Origin of the sequence: Photobacterium minamisatsumaniensis, from assembly GCF_050336695.1 — a bacterium.
Classification (GTDB): Bacteria; Pseudomonadota; Gammaproteobacteria; order Enterobacterales; family Vibrionaceae; genus Photobacterium; species Photobacterium minamisatsumaniensis.
Window position 1 is genome coordinate 215,470 of the sequence record NZ_JAKJSI010000013.1, and the last position, 20,635, is coordinate 236,104.

Here is a 20,635-nt window from a genome sequence, read left to right on the forward strand (position 1 = left end):
GGGGAGCCTAGGCGACCCGTTTTTTTTACTCCTAATTTAAAAAAGATATCATCACTATGAACAATGCTCCCCAACCTGCGATTGACCAGCTCCTGACTATAATGGCCACATTACGCGACCCAGAACGAGGCTGTCCATGGGATCGTAAACAGAGCTTTGCCTCGATTGTGCCGCATACGCTTGAAGAAGCCTATGAAGTTGCTGACGCGATTGATCAGCAAAATTGGGACGATGTGAGAGAAGAACTGGGTGATTTATTGTTTCAAATTATTTTTTATTGCCAGCTAGGCAAAGAGCAGGGGCTGTTTGATTTTGATGATGTAGTGAATGGTTTGAATGAAAAGCTGACCCGTCGCCACCCCCATGTTTTTGGTGACAGTCAGGCTAGTAGCGAGGCTGAAATCAGCGCTAATTGGGAGGCTGAAAAGGCCAAAGAACGTGAGGGAAAAGCCCAAGATAGCAGTGTGCTTGCCAATATCCCCCTTGCTATGCCCGCATTGGTACGAGCAGATAAAATTCAAAAACGTTGTGCTAAACATGGTTTTGATTGGGATACGCTTGGGCCTGTGGTTGATAAAGTACGCGAAGAAATTGACGAAGTGTTGGAAGAAGTCATCCAAGTGTCACCTGAACAAGGCAGAATCGAAGAAGAAATGGGCGACTTACTGTTTGCAGTTGCCAACTTTAGCCGTCACCTTAGTGTGAAACCTGAGATGGCATTGCAAGGTGCGAATAAAAAATTTGAGCGCCGCTTTCGCGAAGTTGAAAAAACTGTGCTAGAACAAGGGATGCGCCTCGACGACTGCACATTAGAGCAATTAGATGGAATTTGGGACGATGTAAAACTGAGGGAAAAGAAAAGTGCAGATTAACAAGATAAAATGTCATTGCTTGGTTAGTAATAATACTGTTGATAGTCATCTAGTTGAGCTGAATTGATTTGAGACAAAAAAAAACCAAACCGACTGTGATAGTTTTCACGTTGTGGCAATAAAGTGTGTCTGGTATACTAATTTCCCGTCCAGATACTTTTTATATCCTCTATACCAATCTTCCAGGTAAAACATGACGACGAATTACATTTTTGTTACGGGCGGGGTTGTATCCTCACTAGGTAAAGGTATTGCTGCAGCGTCGCTGGCAGCCATTCTAGAAGCGCGTGGTCTTAACGTGACCATGATGAAACTAGACCCTTACATCAACGTTGACCCAGGCACAATGAGCCCGATTCAGCATGGTGAAGTATTCGTTACGGAAGACGGTGCAGAGACTGACCTTGATTTAGGTCACTATGAGCGTTTCATCCGCACCAAAATGACTAAGCGCAATAACTTTACAGCAGGCCGTGTATACGCGGACGTGCTTCGTAAAGAGCGTCGCGGTGACTACCTTGGTGCCACTATTCAGGTTATTCCACACATCACTAACGCAATCAAAGAGCGCGTTATTGCTGGTGCTGAAGGCCATGATGTCGCTATTGTTGAAGTTGGCGGAACGGTAGGTGATATCGAATCACTACCATTCATGGAAGCAATCCGTCAGCTAGCTGTTGAGCTAGGCCGTGAGCGTGCAATGTTTATGCACCTAACACTTGTTCCTTACCTAGCCGCTGCTGGTGAAGTGAAAACGAAGCCAACACAGCACTCTGTGAAAGAACTACTTTCTATCGGTATTCAGCCTGACATCCTTGTATGTCGTTCTGACCGTAATATTCCTGCTAACGAGCGTGCGAAAATCGCATTGTTCTGTAATGTTCAGGAAAAAGCCGTTATTTCAATGAAAGACGTAGATTCTATCTACAAGATCCCACAGCTAATTAAAGCTCAGGGCCTTGATGATCTTGTTTGTCAACGCTTTGGCATTACAGCGCCTGACGCTGATTTGGCTGAGTGGGAACAAGTAATCTACGAAGAAGCAAACCCAACAGCCGAAGTAGTTATCGGTATGGTTGGTAAGTACATCGAACTGCCAGATGCTTATAAGTCAGTAAACGAAGCATTGAAGCACGCAGGCCTAAAAAACCGTCTGTCTGTGAAAATTAAGTATGTTGACTCTCAGGATGTTGAATCTAAAGGTGAAGAAGCACTTCAAGGCCTTGATGCAATCCTAGTTCCTGGTGGTTTCGGCGGCCGTGGTGTTGAAGGTAAGATCCTGACTGCACAATACGCTCGTGAAAACAAAATTCCTTACCTAGGTATTTGTCTAGGTATGCAGGTGGCACTGATTGAATTTGCACGTAATGTTGCAGGTTTAGCTGATGCACACTCTTCAGAGTTTAACGCTGAAACTAAGCACCCAGTTGTCGGTTTGATCACTGAGTGGGTTGATGGCGAAGGTAACGTTGAAGAGCGTACTGAAAAATCAGATTTAGGCGGCACAATGCGTCTAGGTTCTCAGCTATGTCACTTGGCTGATGGTTCTAAAGCGCGTGAATTATACGGTAAGCCAACGATTCATGAGCGTCACCGTCACCGTTATGAAGTAAACAACAACCTACTTCCTCAATTAGAGAAAGCAGGTCTGAAAATTTCTGGTCTATCAGCAGATAAGAAATTGGTGGAAATTATCGAGATCCCTAACCACCCATGGTTTGTGGCAGCTCAGTTCCACCCAGAGTTCACCTCGACACCTCGCGATGGTCACCCTTTATTTGAAGGTTTCGTGAAGGCTGCTGGCATCAACCAGCGCGGTGAGCTTAATAAGTAAGGATTACGGATAGCTGTAGCAGTGATGGCTGCAGCTATTTTTTTAGCTTTTAATTTCAAGATAAAGCAAGAGGAAACACAATGTCTAAGATCGTTAAAGTTCTAGGTCGTGAAATCATTGATTCACGTGGTAACCCAACTGTAGAAGCTGAAGTTCACCTAGAAGGCGGTTTCGTAGGTATGGCTGCTGCTCCATCTGGTGCATCAACTGGTTCTCGTGAAGCTCTTGAGCTACGCGACGGTGACAAATCTCGTTTCCTAGGTAAAGGTGTTCTTAAAGCTGTTGAAGCTGTGAACGGTCCAATTGCAGAAGCGCTTGTAGGTCAAGACGCTAAAGCTCAAGCAGACATCGATCAGATCATGCTTGACCTAGATGGCACTGAAAACAAATCTAACTTCGGTGCAAACGCAATCCTAGCTGTATCTCTAGCGAACGCTAAAGCTGCTGCAGCGGCTAAAGGCATGCCTTTATACGAGCACATTGCTGAGCTAAACGGTACTGCTGGTCAGTTCTCTATGCCTCTACCAATGATGAACATCATCAACGGTGGCGAGCACGCTGATAACAACGTTGATATCCAAGAGTTCATGATTCAGCCAGTTGGCGCTAAAACGCTTAAAGAAGCTCTACGCATCGGTGCTGAAGTATTCCACAACCTAGCTAAAGTACTTAAGGCGAAAGGCCTAAGCACTGCAGTTGGCGACGAAGGTGGTTTCGCTCCTAACCTTGAGTCTAACGCTGCTGCACTAGCTGCAATCAAAGACGCTGTAGAAGCGGCTGGCTACGAGCTAGGCAAAGACGTTACTCTAGCAATGGACTGTGCTGCATCTGAGTTTTACGACAAAGAAGCTGGCAACTACAACATGAAAGGCGAAGGCAAAATCTTCACTTCTGAAGAGTTTAACTTCTACCTACAAGACCTTGCTAACCAGTACCCAATCGTATCTATCGAAGACGGTCTTGACGAATCAGATTGGGCTGGCTTCAAGCACCAAACTGAACTTCTAGGCGACAAGCTTCAAATCGTTGGTGACGATCTATTCGTTACAAACACGAAGATTCTTGCTGAAGGTATCGAGAAAGGCGTTGCTAACTCTATCCTTATCAAGTTCAACCAAATCGGTTCTCTAACTGAGACTCTAGCTGCAATCAAGATGGCTAAAGACGCTGGCTACACTGCAGTTATCTCTCACCGTTCTGGCGAAACTGAAGATGCAACTATCGCTGATCTAGCGGTAGGTACAGCTGCAGGTCAAATCAAAACTGGTTCTATGAGCCGTTCTGACCGTGTTGCTAAGTACAACCAACTAATCCGTATCGAAGAAGCTCTAGGTTCTAAAGCTCCTTACAACGGTCTTAAAGAAGTTAAAGGCCAAGCTTAATTTTAGCTTGCTAGTAGGTTTACCTACAGACTTTCAGAGCCGCCTCATTTGAGGCGGCTTTTTTATATGCCAAGATCATGCGTGATTGTTATCGGCATAGGATTGTCAAATTACAGTAAAGCTTGATAACTAAGTGCTCAGTTACCCGATAGCTTGCAATAAGGTGCTAGTCTCGCACAGCGCTTTATGGGATTATTACAGGCTAAGTGTTTCTTGGTTGGTCATATTAACTAAATGCATTTCAGGTGGTTATTAGCCATCCTCTAAATGTCATTAGTTAATATTTTGATTAGTTCATACCAAACGGATGATTGTTTGGTGTCCCTACTAGCATAAGGAGTCGTATGCGATTGTTAACGGTATTGCTGTTGGCTGTTTTAGCTTGGCTACAGTACGACTTCTGGTTAGGTAAAAATGGAATGATTGACTACCTTGCAGTGAAAGGCAATGTTGCGGTTCAGCAACAGGCTAATGGTGAGTTGGTACTGCGTAATCAGCAAATGTACGTTGAAATTCATGATTTGCATCGAGGTCAAGAAGCCGTTGAAGAGCGGGCTCGTAATGAGCTAGGAATGATCAGGCCTGATGAAACCTTCTTTCGCATTGTGGGTGAGTAAGTCACCACTATCTACACCTAACGTTGATACTCAATAAAATGATGACCGATAAAATAATAGCTGTTGTACCTGCCGCTGGTGTCGGTAGCCGAATGGCTGCTGACCGCCCCAAGCAGTATTTATCCATCGCTGGTAAAACTATTTTGGAACATACTGTTGATCGCTTACTTTCCCATCCCGCTATTGAACAAGTCGTCATAGCGATTAGCGAAGGGGATCCATACTTCCCAACCTTACCTCTTGCTTCAGATCCTCGGGTACTGCGTGTTAAAGGTGGTGCAGAGCGAGCAGATTCGGTTTTTGCGGGGATCGCCGCGATAGAAAATACCCAAAGCTGGGTGCTGGTGCATGATGCTGCGAGACCTTGCTTACAGCAAAGTGACTTACAGCACCTCATCGAAGTTGCACAACAGAGCGAACACGGTGCGATTTTAGCAGCACCTGTCCGAGATACGATGAAAAGGGGTGATGGCCAACAGGGCATCGCTTCGACGGTCGACCGTACCGATCTTTGGCATGCTCTTACTCCACAAATGTTTCGTGCCGGTCAGCTCAAAGACGCGTTGACTCAAGCGCTTGCAGAAGGGGCTTGTGTCACTGACGAAGCGTCAGCACTAGAGCACTGTTGTATGACACCGCTGTTAGTGAAAGGGCGGGCTGATAACTTAAAAGTGACTCAGCCGGAAGATTTGGCGTTAGCACAATTTTATCTCGAACAGATTTTAAGGAATGCGCAATGATGCGAATTGGACATGGTTTTGATGTACACAAATTTGGTGGTGCAGGCCCCGTTATAATCGGTGGTGTGGCCGTTCCTTATGAGCAAGGTTTGATTGCCCATTCCGATGGGGATGTTGCTTTGCACGCGGTGTGTGATGCGCTATTAGGGGCGATTGGTGCTGGTGATATTGGTCGTCACTTTCCTGATACCGATGCTAAATGGAAAGGTGCAGACAGTCGTTTCTTACTTAGAGATGTCTATAGTAAGGTTAAAGCAGAGGGATATCAGCTAGGTAATCTTGATGTGACTATTATTGCGCAAGCACCTAAAATGGCTCCCCACATCGAATCGATGTGTCAGGCGATTGCCGACGATTTGGAAACCGAGATAAAGAATATTAATGTTAAGGCAACAACGTCTGAGCGCTTGGGGTTTACCGGGCGTAAAGAAGGTATTGCTTGCGAAGCTGTTGTCTTAATTTCAAAGCAGTAATTCAGACTGCCCAAAATGGTGTATATATGTCTAATGTAATGGACAGCTTTAGCTGGTTATACGGAAAACCAAGCTGTCAGGGCCGCATAAAGGTCGAGCCTGAAGATTTTATCGTAAAGGAAAATTTGGGGTTTGATTTTGCCGGCACTGGCGAACACTTCATGGTTAAAATCCGTAAAACAGGCGAAAACACCAAGTACGTGGTTAATGAGCTTGCCAAAGCCTGCGGTGTTCAATCACGCAACGTGAGTTGGGCTGGGTTGAAAGACCGCCATGCTGTTACTGAGCAGTGGTTGAGTGTCCATCTTCCGGGTAAGCCAGACCCTGATTTATCGCAGTTTGTGGCTGAACACCCTGGTATTGAAGTGATTGAAACGGCGCGTCATGATAAAAAATTACGCCCTGGTGATTTAGTCGGAAACTGGTTCCAGTTGCGCTTAACTGGGTTAGATCAGCCACAAGATGTCGAGGCTCGCCTTGAGCAAGTTGCAACGTCAGGTGTGCCGAATTATTTTGGCGAGCAACGTTTTGGCCATGGTGGTAACAATGTAATAAAAGCGCGTGCTTGGGGTAACGATGAATTTCGTCTCCGCGATAAGAGCAAACGCAGCTTTTATTTATCAGCGGCACGCTCATGGTTGTTTAACATGGTGCTTTCCAGTCGCATTGAACAACAGAAAGTGCACGCATTGATGGTGGGTGACTGTTTAGAGGTTGAAGGTGATGACCGTGGCGTTGTCGTCAAGCAAGTAACTGAGCAGCTACAGCAAGATATTGATAGCGGTAAAGCTTTCATTACAGCACCAATGATGGGTGATAATGCATTGCCGACTGAGGCTGATGCTGAAGCTTTTGAAATGGCGATTGTTGAGCAAGAACCGCTGCTACTGAGGCTCATTCGTGACAACCGAATGCGTCATGAACGTCGTCCTCTTTTGCTTAAACCGCAGCAAATGATGTGGCAGGTTGAGGATGATCAAATCACTGTGTCTTTTGCGTTGCCTGCAGGTTGTTTTGCTACAGCTGTTGTTCGTGAGTTAATGGCAGAGCGTGAGCTAGAACAAAAGGGTGATGAGCATGCGAATTCTGATCAGTAATGATGACGGTATTTTTGCCGAAGGTATCAATACGCTTGCTCGGGTACTGAGCGAGTTAGGTGATGTTGTGGTTGTTGCGCCCGACCGAAATCGCTCTGGCGCATCGAACTCACTGACATTGGATAACCCGTTGCGTATTCGCCATGAGGGTGAGCAGCGGATATCCGTTGAAGGTACCCCAACAGACTGTGTTCATTTTGCACTCAATGAATGGTTAGACTATCGCCCTGATTTTGTTGTCGCAGGGATAAACCACGGTGCAAATCTTGGTGATGATGTGTTGTATTCTGGTACCGTAGCAGCAGCCACAGAAGGTCATTTCCTTGGTGTGCCTGCTATTGCGGTATCCTTGGTTGGTCACACGCATTTTGCTACTGCAGCAGAAGTGGTTAAGCAGGTGCTTGTTAAGGCAGCGAAGCAACCGTTGCCCAATAACAAGATATTGAATATTAACGTACCTGATGTCCCTTTCTCTGAACTTGGCGAGTGGCAGGTTACGCGCTTAGGCGCCCGTCATCGTGCTGAGAACATGGTAAAAGATGTTGACCCTCGTGGTAAAGATATCTACTGGCTTGGTCCCCCTGGGGCTTGTCAGGATGCTGGTGCGGGTACAGACTTTTATGCAATAGAACAACAAAGTGTATCAATAACACCGCTGCAAGTTGATCTTACCGCGCATGATGCATTGAGTGATATTAAACAATGGATCAACCATTTGGAGAGCAACTAAGTATGCGCTACGTGGAAGAGCGGAATACCCTGCTAAATTATTTACATCAGCAAGGGATCCGTAATGACAAGGTGCTTCAGGCACTTGCTGCAGTTCCTCGTGAATTGTTTATCGATGAAGCCTTGTCTCACAAAGCCTACGAAAATAATGCCCTGCCGATTGGCAACGGGCAGACTATTTCACAGCCCTATATTGTGGCAAAGATGACAGAGCTACTGTCTCTAGAAGCCAACTCACGAGTGCTTGAAATCGGTACGGGATCAGGGTATCAAACCGCGGTATTGGCACAGTTAGTTGACCATGTGTATTCCGTTGAAAGAATTAAGGCTTTGCAATGGCAGGCCAAACGTCGCTTAAAACAACTTGAGTTACACAACATTTCAACGAAGCATGGTGATGGCTGGCAGGGCTGGGTGACGAAAGGGCCATTTGATGCGATTATCGTTACGGCGGCTGCCGCTGATATGCCGCTGGAATTGTTAACTCAGTTAGCCGATGGCGGGCGACTTATCATTCCTGTTGGGGATGATTTCCAGATCTTAAAGTACATTGAACGCCAAGGTGAACGTTATATCTACCGTGATATTGAAGCGGTACGGTTTGTACCATTAGTTGCAGGGGAGCTGGCGTAGCCATTGATGAACATGTTGACTGATGCAAAGGTACGATGGAAGTGGGTAACCTTGGTTGCCTGCTTGTCGTTGCCTGCGTGCAGTACCCATGCTCCAGCCCCTGTGGCCAGCTTAGGTAAAGACTATCAAAGCCTTGAACGAGGTAGCTATCGTGGTAGTTTTTACGAAGTACAAAAAGGCGATACGCTTTATTTTATTTCTTACATTACGGGCAAGGACGTTAAGGAACTTGTTTCGTCGAATAATTTATCTCAGCCCTACACTATTTTTCCGGGACAAAAATTACGACTTTGGAAACCGAAGTATGTTGCACCGAAATATGGTAGGGCAGCGCCTGTAGTTGTTGCAAGCACAACGACAAAAACACCTGCAAAAACAGCATCTAGACCGGTGCAACAACCACCTCCTTCTCAACCTAAGCCAGCGGCAAAGCCGAAGCCTGCCTCCCAGCAGACAGCTGCGCCGGCAACGGCCACAGCCAAACCTGAGCAAAAAACCGCCAATAAAACGGTTGATCAGGCTCGTGCAAAAGAGTACTCTCAAAAAACGAAAAGTAACAAAGTTGTTACAACTAAACCTAAAGCTACTAACAACAAAGTATCGAAGTGGACTTGGCCAGCAAAAGGCCGCGTTATTGCAAAATTTTCCAATGCAGAAAATGGAAATAAAGGCATAGATATTGCTGGACAGAGAGGACAGGATATCAATGCTTCAGCTAACGGCGTAGTCGTTTATGCGGGTAATGCACTGCGTGGTTATGGCAACTTAGTGATAATCAAGCATAGTGATGATTACCTTAGTGCTTATGCCCACAATGATCAGGTACTTGTAAAAGAGCAGCAAAAAGTAACTGTCGGCCAAAAGATTGCGTCAATGGGAAGTTCTGGAACCAGCGACGTTAGGCTGCATTTTGAGATCCGTTACAAAGGTAAATCTGTTGATCCTATGCGGTATTTACCAAGATAGATAACATGGCATAGTAAAGTTGTAATGTCTTGCTAACTCGCCATCTGGGAGGCGCTATGAGTAGAAGCAATACTGCTACAAATACAGAAGACTTTGACTTCGAAGAAGAAATGGAACTTGATACTGAACGTGTTGAGACCAAAGCAGCAGCAACCAATACTCGCGATGAAGAAGTCGATATTTCGCAATATGGGACGACACAGAAAGCCCTTGATGCGACCCAACTCTATTTAGGTGAAATTGGCTTTTCACCACTCCTAACGGCAGAAGAAGAAGTTCTATATGCCCGCCGAGCGTTACGTGGCGATGACGTTGCTCGTAAACGCATGATCGAAAGTAATTTAAGACTCGTTGTTAAAATCTCCCGCCGCTACAGCAATCGAGGGCTGGCACTGCTCGACTTGGTGGAAGAAGGTAACCTCGGCTTAATTAGAGCGGTTGAAAAATTTGACCCTGAACGTGGTTTTCGCTTCTCTACTTACGCGACATGGTGGATCCGACAAACCATTGAACGGGCGATAATGAATCAAACGCGTACCATTCGTTTGCCTATTCATGTCGTAAAAGAGTTGAACGTATACTTACGTACAGCCCGAGAGCTTGCCCAAAAGCTTGATCATGAACCTACCGCAGAAGATATCGCTTTTAAGCTGGATAAGTCTGTTGATGATGTTAACCGGATGCTGCGCCTAAATGAGCGAGTCGGCTCAGTTGATAACCCGATAGGTGGCGACTCTGAAAAAGCGCTACTTGATATTATTCCAGATGAAAAAGGTGGTGGTCCAGAAACCTCAACCCAAGATGATGATATTAAAACATCGATTGTACATTGGTTGCAGGAGTTGAACCCCAAACAACGTGAAGTGCTTGCCCGTCGCTTTGGCTTGTTAGGCTACGAAGCGTCGACGTTAGAAGATGTTGGTCGTGAAATTGGTTTAACGCGTGAGCGCGTGCGTCAAATTCAAGTGGAAGGACTACGTCGTTTACGTGACATGTTGACCCACCAAGGGTTGAATATTGAGTCTCTCTTCAATCAAGAGCAGCTTTAGTCACCAAGCCACACTTTTTATAACCTTCTTATGCTTGGTTACTGAAATGACAAAGAAAAAGGGTTGATGCAATGCATCAACCCTTTTTTAATTTTCGCTGTAGCTGATTATTAGAGGCTACATTAGGGCCTTTAACCGATAGAGTTCATCGAGTGCCTGACGTGGCGTCATTTCATCTGGGTTGATGTTGGCGAGAGCTTCTTCCACTTCGCTTGGCTCTGGGATCAGGCTGAGTTGCTGCTCTGCTTTTGGGGCTGCGCTGGTAGGTGCGACAGCTTGCTGATGACCACTGGCTTCAAGTTGTTTTAGTTTCATTTTTGCACGTTTGATCACCGATTTGGGTACACCAGCTAGGCTCGCGACCGCAAGGCCATAAGACTTACTGGCAGCCCCTTCCTGTACGGCATGCATAAAGGCAATGTCATCACCATGTTCAACCGCATCAAGGTGGACATTCGCAAGACCATCCATCAGTGATGGTAGCTCGGTCAGCTCAAAGTAGTGAGTGGCAAATAACGTCATGGCTGCGATTTTATCGGCTAACCACTCAGCACTGGCCCAAGCGAGCGATAGGCCATCATACGTACTGGTACCACGGCCAATCTCATCCATTAGCACCAAACTATTTTGCGTCGCATTATGCAAGATGTTTGCAGTTTCGGTCATTTCCACCATGAAGGTCGAGCGACCTGAAGCCAGATCATCGGATGCACCAATACGCGTAAATATTCGGTCAAGAGGACCGATTTTAACGGCTTCGGCAGGTACAAATGAACCAACGTGTGCCAGTAATGCGATAAGTGCCGTTTGACGCATGTAGGTCGATTTACCGCCCATATTGGGGCCCGTAATGATTAGCATGCGACGATCGTGATGTAGCGAAATAGGGTTAGCGATAAAGGGTTCGCTAAGAACCTGCTCTACAACAGGGTGGCGACCCGCAGTGATCTCAATCCCAGCTTCGTTGGTTAACTCAGGGCGGCAGTAATTAAGGCTATCAGCCCGTTCAGCTAAGTTGGTTAACACATCGAGTTCCGACAAGGCACTTGCAGCATCTTGTAATTGTTCGAGGTGCGGTAATAATTGATCAAATAACTCTTCCCAAAGCTTTTTCTCAAGTCCCAATGCCTTTGACTTTGAATTGAGTACCTTGTCTTCATGCTCTTTTAGTTCGGGGATAATATACCGTTCTGCATTTTTCAGGGTTTGGCGACGAACATAGTGGCTTGGTACTAAGTGGCTTTGTCCACGACTAACTTGAATGAAAAAACCGTGTACTTGGTTAAAGCCGACTTTGAGGCTGTCAATATCGTGGCGTTCACGTTCGTTAGCTTCTAGCTCTTCTAAGAACTTAGTCGCACCATCTGCCAGATCACGCCATTCATCAAGCTCGGCGTTATAGCCGGGGGCGAGTACGCCACCATCTCGGATCACAACGGGTGGGTTTTCAATAACGGCACGTTCTAGTAATTCACAGAGCTCATCCATTGGGGCGGCAAATTGAGCCAACTCACCAATACGTGGTTGTGGCAGCTCCGCTAATAGTTCAGCAAGTTCAGGCAAGTGCTGAAGGGCTGTGCGCATACGAGCCAAATCACGAGGGCGAGCAGAACGCAGAGCTAAGCGAGCAAGAATACGCTCTAAGTCGCCCATATGACGCAGTACATTTGGTACATCAATAAACATGCCGGAGTCTTTAAACGTAGCAATGGCATCAAGACGACCGTTTAGCTGCTTTTGATCTTGAATAGGTTGATGTAACCAGCGTTTTAATAAACGGCTCCCCATTGGAGTGGTCGTTTGATCAAGTACTGAAGCCAATGTGTTGTCAAAGCCACCAGAGAGGTTTTGCGTCAGCTCAAGGTTACGGCGAGTGGCGGCATCCAAGATCACGGCATGATCTTTGGTATCTTGGGTGATCGCGCGAATATGCGGGAGAGCGGTACGCTGGGTGTCTTTAACATATTGCATCAAGCAGCCAGCAGCACAAAGGCCGTGTTCAGCTTGCTCGACCCCAAAACCGACAAGATCGCGTGTGCCAAATTGTAGGGTTAACTGCTGGCGTGCGGTGTCGAGATCAAACTCCCAAATCGGACGGCGGCGAGCCCCCTTTAAGCCATGGAATAAACCCGGTAGAGCAAAATCTTCAGGGTAGAGTAACTCCGCTGGGCTCGTGCGTTGCAGTTCTGCCTGCATCGCTTCTTCGGTTTTAGGCTCGGTTAACATGAAGCGGCCAGAGGTAATGTCTAAGGTCGCATAACCAAAAGTACCATTATCATGGTAAATCGCAGCAATGAGGTTATCGTGACGTTCATTGAGTAGGGCTTCATCACTGACAGTTCCGGGTGTGATAATGCGGACAACTTGACGTTCAACGGGTCCTTTGCTGGTCGCGGGGTCGCCAATTTGTTCACAGATTGCAGCCGACACACCTTGCTGTACGAGCTTAGCAAGGTACCCCTCAATGGAGTGGTAAGGCACTCCCGCCATAGGGATTGGCTGGCCGTTAGAAGAGCCACGTTTGGTGAGGGATATGTCTAAAAGTTGTGATGCTTGTTTGGCATCATCAAAAAATAGTTCGTAGAAATCACCCATACGATAAAATAGCAGAATGTCAGGGTTTTCAGCTTTAATCCTCAAAAACTGCTGCATCATTGGGGTGTGCTTTTCTATGCCTTTCACTGTCACGATATTGCCTGCTAAATTGTGCCGGAAGATAAAGGGAGTATATCTCTGGATCCGGAAATAATTCTGGCCGACTAGGATACGTGAATCGGGCGGGAGGGCAAAGTGGCAAGTCATATTTTTAGCTTAGCGGCAGCTTAACTTGCTGTGCTTAAACGTGCAGAGTATCTTGTTGGCAACGTCGGTATAGCATAGCGAGGAAGTCTGAATGGAATTGGCAGAGCGAGTAGGGTATGCGCTATCTCAGCAACAATGGGTGGCCACTACGGCAGAGTCATGTACCGGTGGCGGTGTATCGATGGCGATCACTGAAATAGCGGGCAGCTCAGCATGGTTTGACCGTGCATTTGTGACTTATAGCAATGAAGCTAAACAGCAAATGTTAGACGTGCAGGATGCAACGCTTAGTGTTCATGGTGCAGTGAGTGAAGCAACGGTCATTGAGATGGCAACAGGGGCATTAGCCCATTCGCGGGCTGATATCAGCGTTGCGATCAGTGGTATCGCAGGCCCTGGAGGCGGTACCGCGGATAAGCCTGTAGGCACTGTTTGTTTCGCTTGGGCGGATAAAACAGGTTGGCAGGAAGTGGAAACCTGTTTATTTTCAGGTGATCGTCAGGCTGTAAGGGCTCAAGCGATTGAGAAGTCGTTGCATGGATTACTGCATCGTTTACAGTCTTTGAGCTAATCTACAAAGCTTGTAGTCGGTATCACAAAAAAAATCTCATACAGTGCTAGACACTGTATGAATAGACAGTATACTAATCATCATTATCAGTACTTATCTCGTACTCAATATTAAGCATCCGTTGGAGAGTCGAATGGACGACAACAAGCAGAAGGCACTTGCCGCCGCGTTAGGTCAAATTGAGAAACAATTTGGTAAAGGCTCAATCATGAAATTGGGCGACAACCGCACAATGGATGTAGAAACAGTGTCAACTGGCTCTCTATCTCTTGATATTGCATTAGGTGCTGGCGGTCTACCAATGGGACGTATCGTAGAAATTTACGGTCCAGAATCTTCTGGTAAAACAACGTTAACGTTAGAAGTTATTGCTGCTGCTCAGAAAGTTGGCAAAACGTGTGCGTTCATCGATGCAGAGCATGCTCTTGATCCGGTCTATGCAGGTAAGCTAGGTGTAGATATTGACCAATTGTTGGTGTCGCAGCCTGATACGGGTGAGCAAGCATTAGAGATTGCTGATGCGCTAGCACGTTCAGGTGCCGTTGACATCCTCGTGGTTGACTCCGTTGCTGCACTAACACCAAAAGCTGAAATTGAAGGCGAGATGGGTGATTCGCACATGGGTTTGCAGGCGCGTATGCTGTCTCAGGCTATGCGTAAGATCACGGGTAACCTGAAGCAATCTAACTGTATGTGTATTTTCATCAACCAAATTCGTATGAAAATTGGTGTGATGTTCGGTAACCCAGAAACCACGACGGGTGGTAACGCGCTTAAGTTTTACGCGTCTGTTCGTCTTGATATCCGCCGTACTGGCGCAATCAAAGATGGCGATGAGGTTGTTGGTAACGAAACGCGTATTAAAGTTGTGAAGAACAAAATCGCAGCGCCATTTAAGCAAGCCGAAACACAAATTCTGTATGGCCAAGGTTTCAACCGCAACGGTGAATTGATCGACCTAGGCGTTAAGCACAAGTTCGTTGAGAAAGCCGGCGCTTGGTACAGCTACCAAGGCGATAAAATTGGCCAAGGTAAGGCAAACTCATGCAAATACCTTGTTGAACATCCAGAAATTGCTGCTGAAATCGAGAAAAAGCTACGTGATTTGCTACTAACGACTGCGACGGAAGAAGAAGCTCTTGAAAAGAGTGACGCAGAAGAAGATCAGGCATTTTAAGGTCGCCAAAGACGTTGAGGCCTATCGTGCTCTTACAGCATGACAATTAATTAGAACGGGCAGGTAGTTATTACCTGCCCGTTTTGCTATCTGGACAATAACAATGAAAAAGCCTCAAAAAAGTGCGAAGGAAGCAGCGATTGGATATTTATCACGCCGAGATCATGCTGAAACTGAATTACACCAAAAGCTAATAGCACGTGGGTATGAAGAGTTAGAGGTTGCTGAGGCAATTGTATTTTGCCAAGATTATAACTGGCTTGATGATGCGCGCTTTGCCGAAAAAACCTTAACCAATGGTATTGCCAAAGGCTGGGGATTACTGCGCATTCGCCAAGAGATGACTATTAAGGGTGTGCATGAGAGCATTATTCAACAGCTGTTCGAAGAGGATGAATTCGATTGGTTCGAGCATGCAAAGTCTGTAGCGGTACGGAAGTTTGGTCAGACCGAAATCGAAACGTTGAAAGAGAAAGCGCGTCGTTTCCGTTTTATGCAGTCTCGTGGGTTTGATTTCGAACAGATCAGATATGCACTCAATATTGATGAGGAATTTTAGCTATATGAAGGCATTTGGTTGCATAAAACACTAACAAATACCGAGCAGGCTATTCAGTTTGCTATAAAATACACTAATTATTCACATAACATTTCCCGTATTGCCCACCGTTGTTTTACAATAACCGCCAAAGAATTTATGTTAGTCCAATCATTGCCTGTTTAATTGTTATCCCGTTGGGAGAATGGTGGCAGGTTAGATGACACATAAATACGACAATTCAGTTTACATATAAGCATTATTCAGGATTTGCCAATGTACATGAGCACTGATGAGATTCGCCGTGCGTTTCTTGCGTTTTTTGAGAGCAAAGGCCACCAGATCGTGGAAAGCTCTTCTCTTGTACCTGCTAACGACCCAACGTTGTTGTTTACCAATGCAGGTATGAACCAATTTAAAGATACTTTTTTAGGTCTGGAAAAGCGCAACTACACTCGAGCGACCACTGCTCAGCGTTGTGTGCGTGCTGGTGGTAAGCACAATGACTTGGAAAATGTGGGCTTTACTGCCCGTCACCATACATTCTTTGAAATGCTGGGTAACTTCAGTTTTGGTGATTACTTCAAGCAAGATGCCATCAAGTATGCGTGGGAATTCTTAACTGACGTATTAAAACTGCCTCAAGATCGCCTGTTGGTCACTATTTATGAGACCGATGACGAAGCATTCGCGATCTGGAACAAGGAAATGGGCATCCCTGCCGACCGTATCGTCCGTATTGGCGATAAGAAAGGTGGCAAACCATTCGAGTCAGATAACTTCTGGCAGATGGGTGATACCGGGCCATGTGGCCCTTGTACCGAGATTTTCTATGATCACGGCGATCACATTTGGGGTGGCCGCCCTGGCACGCCTGAAGAAGATGGTGATCGCTTCATCGAGATCTGGAACAACGTATTTATGCAGTTCAACCGCCAGGCTGACGGCACTATGGAGCCGCTACCAAAGCCATCGGTTGATACGGGTATGGGGATTGAACGTATCGCTGCAATTATGCAGGGTGTTCACTCTAACTACGAAATCGATATTTTCCAAACCCTGATCAAAGAAGCCGCGAGCACGATTGGTCATGACGATCTGTCGAACCAATCATTGCGTGTTGTGGCTGACCACATTCGTTCTTGTGCCTTCCTGATTGTTGATGGTGTGATGCCGTCAAATGAAGGCCGTGGTTATGTACTACGCCGTATTATTCGTCGTGCTGTACGTCATGGTAACAAGCTTGGTGCAACGGGTGCATTCTTCTACAAACTTGCAGGTCCTTTGGCTGAAATCATGGGTACTGCTGGTGAAGAGCTGAAGAAACAGCAAGCAATGGTCGAGAAAGTACTTAAGATTGAAGAAGAGAACTTCGGTCGCACCCTTGACCGTGGTATGACAATCCTGGCTGACGCGATCGATAACCTTGATGGCAAAGTGCTTGACGGTGAAACAGTATTTAAACTGTACGATACATACGGTTTCCCAGCGGATCTAACCAATGATGTTGCGCGTGAGCGTGGTTTCTCGATCGATGAAGATGGTTTCAACGATGCGATGGAAGCACAACGTCAACGTGCGCGTGAAGCGGGCACATTTGGTGTTGATTACAACGATGCGATCAAAGTTGATGCGAACACTGAATTCTGTGGCTATAACGCAACAGAAGGCCAAGCTACTGTTATAGCGCTATACCGTGATGGCAATGCTGTTGATAGCATTGATGCGGGTGATGATGCTTTGGTTGTGCTTGATAATACGCCGTTCTATGCCGAGTCAGGCGGTCAATGTGGTGATGCCGGTGTCATGAATGCTGATGCGGTATCGTTTACTGTTAATGATACCCAAAAGTTTGGCAATGCAATTGGCCATGTCGGTCAATTAACCACTGGCAGCCTAAAGGTTGGTGAAACACTGACGGCAACGGTTGATGCTGCACGTCGTGCGGCAATTAGCCTAAACCACTCAGCGACACACCTACTGCATGCTGCGTTACGCAACTTGCTGGGTGAGCATGTTTCTCAGAAGGGGTCTTTGGTGAAGCCTGATGGCTTGCGTTTTGACTTTTCGAACCTAGAAGCAGTAAGCACTGAGCAACTTCGTGAAATTGAACGTGTTGTAAATGAGCAAATTCGTCGTAACCACAACATCTCAACGGATGTGATGGACATTGATTCAGCCAAAGAAAAAGGTGCAATGGCACTGTTTGGCGAAAAGTATGATGATGAAGTTCGTGTCCTTAGCATGGGGGATTACTCTGTTGAACTATGTGGTGGTATCCACGCAGTAAACACCGGTGATATTGGTTTATTTAAGATCGTATCTGAAGGTGGCATCGCCGCGGGTATCCGCCGTATTGAAGCGGTTACTGGTGAAACGGCAATCGAAGCACTTCATGCACAAGAAGCACTACTGACTGAAACTGCTGGTCTGGTGAAATCAGATGCGGCATCTGTAGCGACAAAAGTGGGTGCATTGGTTGCTCATAGCAAGCAGCTTGAAAAAGAAATTCAGCAATTAAAAGATAAGCTTGCGGCACAAGAAGGCGCGGATCTTATCAATCAAGCGCAAGAAATTAATGGCGTAAAAGTCTTAGTCGCTAAATTGGATGACGCAGACAACAAAGCGCTACGCGGTATGGTTGATGAGCTTAAAAATCAACTAGGCAGCGGCATTGTTGTTCTGGGTAACGTGAGCGGCGATAAAGTAGGTCTAATTGCTGGCGTAACCAAAGATCTTACTGGCAAAGTCAAAGCGGGCGAATTAGTTAACCTAGTTGCTCAGCAAGTTGGTGGTAAGGGCGGTGGTCGTCCTGATATGGCTCAAGCGGGTGGTACTGATGCGGCGGCTTTGCCTGCGGCACTAGAGTCGGTAACACCTTGGTTAACTGAAAAACTGTAAATATTCTGGAGAGGTGAAGTGGCACTATTAGTGCAGAAATTTGGTGGTACTTCGGTAGGAAGTATCGAGCGAATAGAAGCGGTTGCTGAGCGTGTGATTAAAGCACGCCAGCAAGGCCATCAAATTGTAGTGGTTGTTTCAGCCATGGCTGGAGAAACAAACCGCTTGCTTGGTTTGGCTAGGCAGGTTGATGAAGTACCTACTCAGCGAGAGCTGGATGTACTGTTGTCGGCTGGGGAGCAAGTAACGATGGCGTTACTTGCGATGGCATTGAATAAGCGTGGCTTTAGTGCGATATCCTTAACCGCAGATCAAGTGGCTATCCGAACGGATAATGCATTTAATAATGCCAACATTATTCAGGTAGAAACAGACAATCTGAACGCATTACTCAGTCAGGGCAACATTGTTGTTGTGGCTGGGTTTCAGGGGCGTGATAGTCGAAATAACATCACGACTCTTGGCCGTGGTGGTTCAGACACCACGGCTGTTGCTATTGCTAGCGCGTTGGAAGCAGATGAGTGTCAAATTTTTACCGATGTTGATGGGGTATACAGTACTGACCCTCGATTAGTAGCCGATGCGTGTCGTTTAGCATCAATTCATTTCGATGATATGACATCGATGGCGCGACATGGCGCAAAAGTGCTACAATTACAGTCAGTTGAATATGCTCATCATCATAGGGTGCCCTTGAGGGTCTTGTCTTCGTTTGAAGACAGCGAGGGAACCTTGGTAAATTTTGAGCCATCAGCCTGTGAAGGTGCTGTTGGTGTGGCTGTTCAGAGTCGGCAAATCTTACTATCTGTACCACAATCGTTGATTGCAGTGCAGGAGCGGTTAAACCTGTTAGGTTTGAGTGCTTGGTGCTATGCTGGCTCTAATGATTCAACATCTATCGTTATAGCTAATGATGATTTAGCACGAGTTAAATTAGTGCTAGATAAAGTGGAAATAGCCCAAGAGAGTGTAACTATTCTCTCTGTGGTTGGGGTGACTGATGCAAATATGGTCGAACACATCGGCTTTACTTTGTCTGAATCATCTCTGGTTGTTTACCAACAACAATGGTCTGCTCGTTGTCTTTCTATTTTGATCAATGGGCAAGATCAGCAATTAGCTGTAGAGGTAATCCATAAACAATTTGTGGTCGAACCAGAAAATCTGGATAATCGGCGACTTCTCGCTGTTTCTTGAGCAGTGAACATTTACGAAAATGTAAATATTGTTGGATAATAAACGTTAACTCTTATAATACTGAGATTACTCAAGGAGCACACGAATGCTAATTTTGACACGACGCGTAGGTGAAACGCTAATGATCGGTGATGAAGTCACCGTTACAGTTCTTGGCGTTAAAGGTAACCAAGTTCGCATTGGTGTGAACGCACCTAAAGAAGTTTCTGTACACCGCGAAGAAATTTACATGCGAATTCAAGCGGAAAAAGAAGCTGGTTCCCAGGGCTCTGGTAACTACTAATTCGAAGAAGGTCAGCGATTGCTGGCCTTTTTTGTACCGCAAAGCAAATATCGCTAAATCACTGCCATAACATCAATATATGACGATAGATTGTGTTGCTGCGTGTATTTGATTACCTTCTTGGTTATTAAGTGCGCATCCGCACTGTTTGTATCGTTTTTTCATAATAAAGTGTTTGACTTATTTTGGGCTGGCAGTAATATTGGCCCCCGCAAGACGGTGAGGTGGCCGAGAGGCTGAAGGCGCTCCCCTGCTAAGGGAGTATACGGTTTATCCCGTATCGAGGGTTCGAATCCCTCCTTCACCGCCATTATCTTTTTTGTAAGAGAGTGGCAAAGAAACATCAGTGCGCGTGTAGCTCAGCTGGATAGAGTACCTGGCTACGAACCAGGCGGTCGGAGGTTCGAATCCTCCCACGCGCACCATTATTGAYTAACAATGATATTCTTCAGATGTCGTTGTTGTAACACCGAATTAGTGCGCGTGTAGCTCAGCTGGATAGAGTACCTGGCTACGAACCAGGCGGTCGGAGGTTCGAATCCTCCCACGCGCACCATTATTCAAATGCAATGRCAGTCGTTATGATTGTCGATGTGTTTAAACTGAATTTGTGTGGTGAGGTGGCCGAGAGGCTGAAGGCGCTCCCCTGCTAAGGGAGTATACGGTTTATCCCGTATCGAGGGTTCGAATCCCTCCTTCACCGCCATTCTTTCGTTAATACSAACGTATATTACGTTGGTATTAATAAGTACCTTTCATTGCAGAAAGGTAAAT

18 protein-coding genes and 4 tRNA genes are annotated in these 20,635 nt (G+C 46.2%); 21 read left to right on the plus strand and 1 reads right to left on the minus strand.

Annotation, left to right across the window (positions count from 1 at the left end; genetic code table 11):
* Positions 1-56: 56 nt before the first annotated feature.
* The 11 genes from mazG to rpoS all read left to right on the plus strand — a co-directional run bounded on the left by mazG (position 57) and on the right by rpoS (position 10,392).
* Positions 57-872: a nucleoside triphosphate pyrophosphohydrolase gene (gene mazG / locus L4D78_RS05965; protein ID WP_428466067.1), complete on the plus strand. Its 816-nt coding sequence runs from the start codon at positions 57-59 to the stop codon at positions 870-872.
* Between the two features lie 193 nt (positions 873-1,065).
* The gene (pyrG, locus tag L4D78_RS05970; RefSeq protein ID WP_428466068.1) at positions 1,066-2,706 is read left to right on the plus strand and encodes a CTP synthase; all 1,641 of its coding nucleotides are present in this window, start codon (positions 1,066-1,068) and stop codon (positions 2,704-2,706) included.
* Between the two features lie 80 nt (positions 2,707-2,786).
* Positions 2,787-4,088 carry a phosphopyruvate hydratase gene (eno, locus tag L4D78_RS05975; protein ID WP_428466069.1) on the plus strand — a complete coding sequence of 434 codons (1,302 nt, stop codon included), beginning with the start codon at positions 2,787-2,789 and terminating at the stop codon, positions 4,086-4,088.
* A 344-nt stretch (positions 4,089-4,432) separates the two neighbouring features.
* Positions 4,433-4,705 carry a cell division protein FtsB gene (ftsB, locus tag L4D78_RS05980; protein ID WP_428458336.1) on the plus strand — a complete coding sequence of 91 codons (273 nt, stop codon included), beginning with the start codon at positions 4,433-4,435 and terminating at the stop codon, positions 4,703-4,705.
* 41 nt (positions 4,706-4,746) lie between these two features.
* Positions 4,747-5,445, plus strand: a complete 699-nt coding sequence (gene ispD, locus L4D78_RS05985; RefSeq protein WP_428466086.1) for a 2-C-methyl-D-erythritol 4-phosphate cytidylyltransferase — start codon at positions 4,747-4,749, stop codon at positions 5,443-5,445.
* Positions 5,445-5,918 carry a 2-C-methyl-D-erythritol 2,4-cyclodiphosphate synthase gene (gene ispF, locus L4D78_RS05990; RefSeq protein WP_428466087.1) on the plus strand — a complete coding sequence of 158 codons (474 nt, stop codon included), beginning with the start codon at positions 5,445-5,447 and terminating at the stop codon, positions 5,916-5,918. Before ispD ends, ispF begins: the two co-directional genes overlap by 1 nt.
* Before the next feature lie 26 nt (positions 5,919-5,944).
* Positions 5,945-7,015 carry a tRNA pseudouridine(13) synthase TruD gene (gene truD / locus L4D78_RS05995; RefSeq protein ID WP_428466070.1) on the plus strand — a complete coding sequence of 357 codons (1,071 nt, stop codon included), beginning with the start codon at positions 5,945-5,947 and terminating at the stop codon, positions 7,013-7,015.
* Positions 6,996-7,745 (plus strand): 5'/3'-nucleotidase SurE, encoded by a 750-nt coding sequence (gene surE, locus L4D78_RS06000; RefSeq protein ID WP_428466071.1) that lies wholly within the window; start codon positions 6,996-6,998, stop codon positions 7,743-7,745. Before truD ends, surE begins: the two co-directional genes overlap by 20 nt.
* A gap of 2 nt (positions 7,746-7,747) precedes the next feature.
* Complete coding sequence (locus tag L4D78_RS06005; RefSeq protein ID WP_428466088.1) at positions 7,748-8,377, plus strand: protein-L-isoaspartate(D-aspartate) O-methyltransferase; 630 nt, start codon at positions 7,748-7,750, stop codon at positions 8,375-8,377.
* A 6-nt stretch (positions 8,378-8,383) separates the two neighbouring features.
* Entirely contained in the window at positions 8,384-9,343 is a 960-nt protein-coding gene (nlpD, locus tag L4D78_RS06010) for a murein hydrolase activator NlpD (RefSeq protein ID WP_428466072.1), read from the plus strand.
* 56 nt (positions 9,344-9,399) lie between these two features.
* A complete protein-coding gene (rpoS, locus tag L4D78_RS06015) occupies positions 9,400-10,392 on the plus strand; it encodes an RNA polymerase sigma factor RpoS (protein WP_428458341.1) in 993 nt (330 codons plus the stop codon).
* A 117-nt stretch (positions 10,393-10,509) separates the two neighbouring features.
* On the opposite strand, the gene mutS is transcribed toward rpoS, so the two are convergent.
* A complete protein-coding gene (gene mutS / locus L4D78_RS06020) occupies positions 10,510-13,047 on the minus strand; it encodes a DNA mismatch repair protein MutS (RefSeq protein WP_489686019.1) in 2,538 nt (845 codons plus the stop codon).
* Positions 13,048-13,285: 238 nt separating this feature from the next.
* Here mutS and L4D78_RS06025 point away from each other — a divergent pair, with 238 nt between their 5' ends.
* The 10 genes from L4D78_RS06025 to L4D78_RS06070 all read left to right on the plus strand — a co-directional run bounded on the left by L4D78_RS06025 (position 13,286) and on the right by L4D78_RS06070 (position 20,567).
* On the plus strand, positions 13,286-13,765 hold the full coding sequence (locus tag L4D78_RS06025) for a CinA family protein (RefSeq protein ID WP_428466073.1): 480 nt from the start codon (positions 13,286-13,288) through the stop codon (positions 13,763-13,765).
* 133 nt (positions 13,766-13,898) lie between these two features.
* A complete protein-coding gene (gene recA, locus L4D78_RS06030) occupies positions 13,899-14,942 on the plus strand; it encodes a recombinase RecA (protein ID WP_428466074.1) in 1,044 nt (347 codons plus the stop codon).
* Positions 14,943-15,045: 103 nt separating this feature from the next.
* Positions 15,046-15,501, plus strand: a complete 456-nt coding sequence (recX, locus tag L4D78_RS06035; RefSeq protein ID WP_428466075.1) for a recombination regulator RecX — start codon at positions 15,046-15,048, stop codon at positions 15,499-15,501.
* 255 nt (positions 15,502-15,756) lie between these two features.
* Positions 15,757-18,381, plus strand: a complete 2,625-nt coding sequence (gene alaS / locus L4D78_RS06040; RefSeq protein WP_428466076.1) for an alanine--tRNA ligase — start codon at positions 15,757-15,759, stop codon at positions 18,379-18,381.
* An 18-nt stretch (positions 18,382-18,399) separates the two neighbouring features.
* The gene (locus tag L4D78_RS06045; protein ID WP_428466077.1) at positions 18,400-19,578 is read left to right on the plus strand and encodes an aspartate kinase; all 1,179 of its coding nucleotides are present in this window, start codon (positions 18,400-18,402) and stop codon (positions 19,576-19,578) included.
* A gap of 85 nt (positions 19,579-19,663) precedes the next feature.
* Positions 19,664-19,861 carry a carbon storage regulator CsrA gene (gene csrA, locus L4D78_RS06050; RefSeq protein ID WP_428458347.1) on the plus strand — a complete coding sequence of 66 codons (198 nt, stop codon included), beginning with the start codon at positions 19,664-19,666 and terminating at the stop codon, positions 19,859-19,861.
* Between the two features lie 218 nt (positions 19,862-20,079).
* Positions 20,080-20,171, plus strand: a tRNA-Ser gene (locus L4D78_RS06055).
* A 38-nt stretch (positions 20,172-20,209) separates the two neighbouring features.
* Positions 20,210-20,286, plus strand: a tRNA-Arg gene (locus tag L4D78_RS06060).
* 54 nt (positions 20,287-20,340) lie between these two features.
* Positions 20,341-20,417: transfer RNA gene (locus tag L4D78_RS06065), tRNA-Arg, on the plus strand.
* A gap of 58 nt (positions 20,418-20,475) precedes the next feature.
* A tRNA-Ser gene (locus L4D78_RS06070) sits at positions 20,476-20,567 on the plus strand.
* Positions 20,568-20,635: the final 68 nt, after the last annotated feature.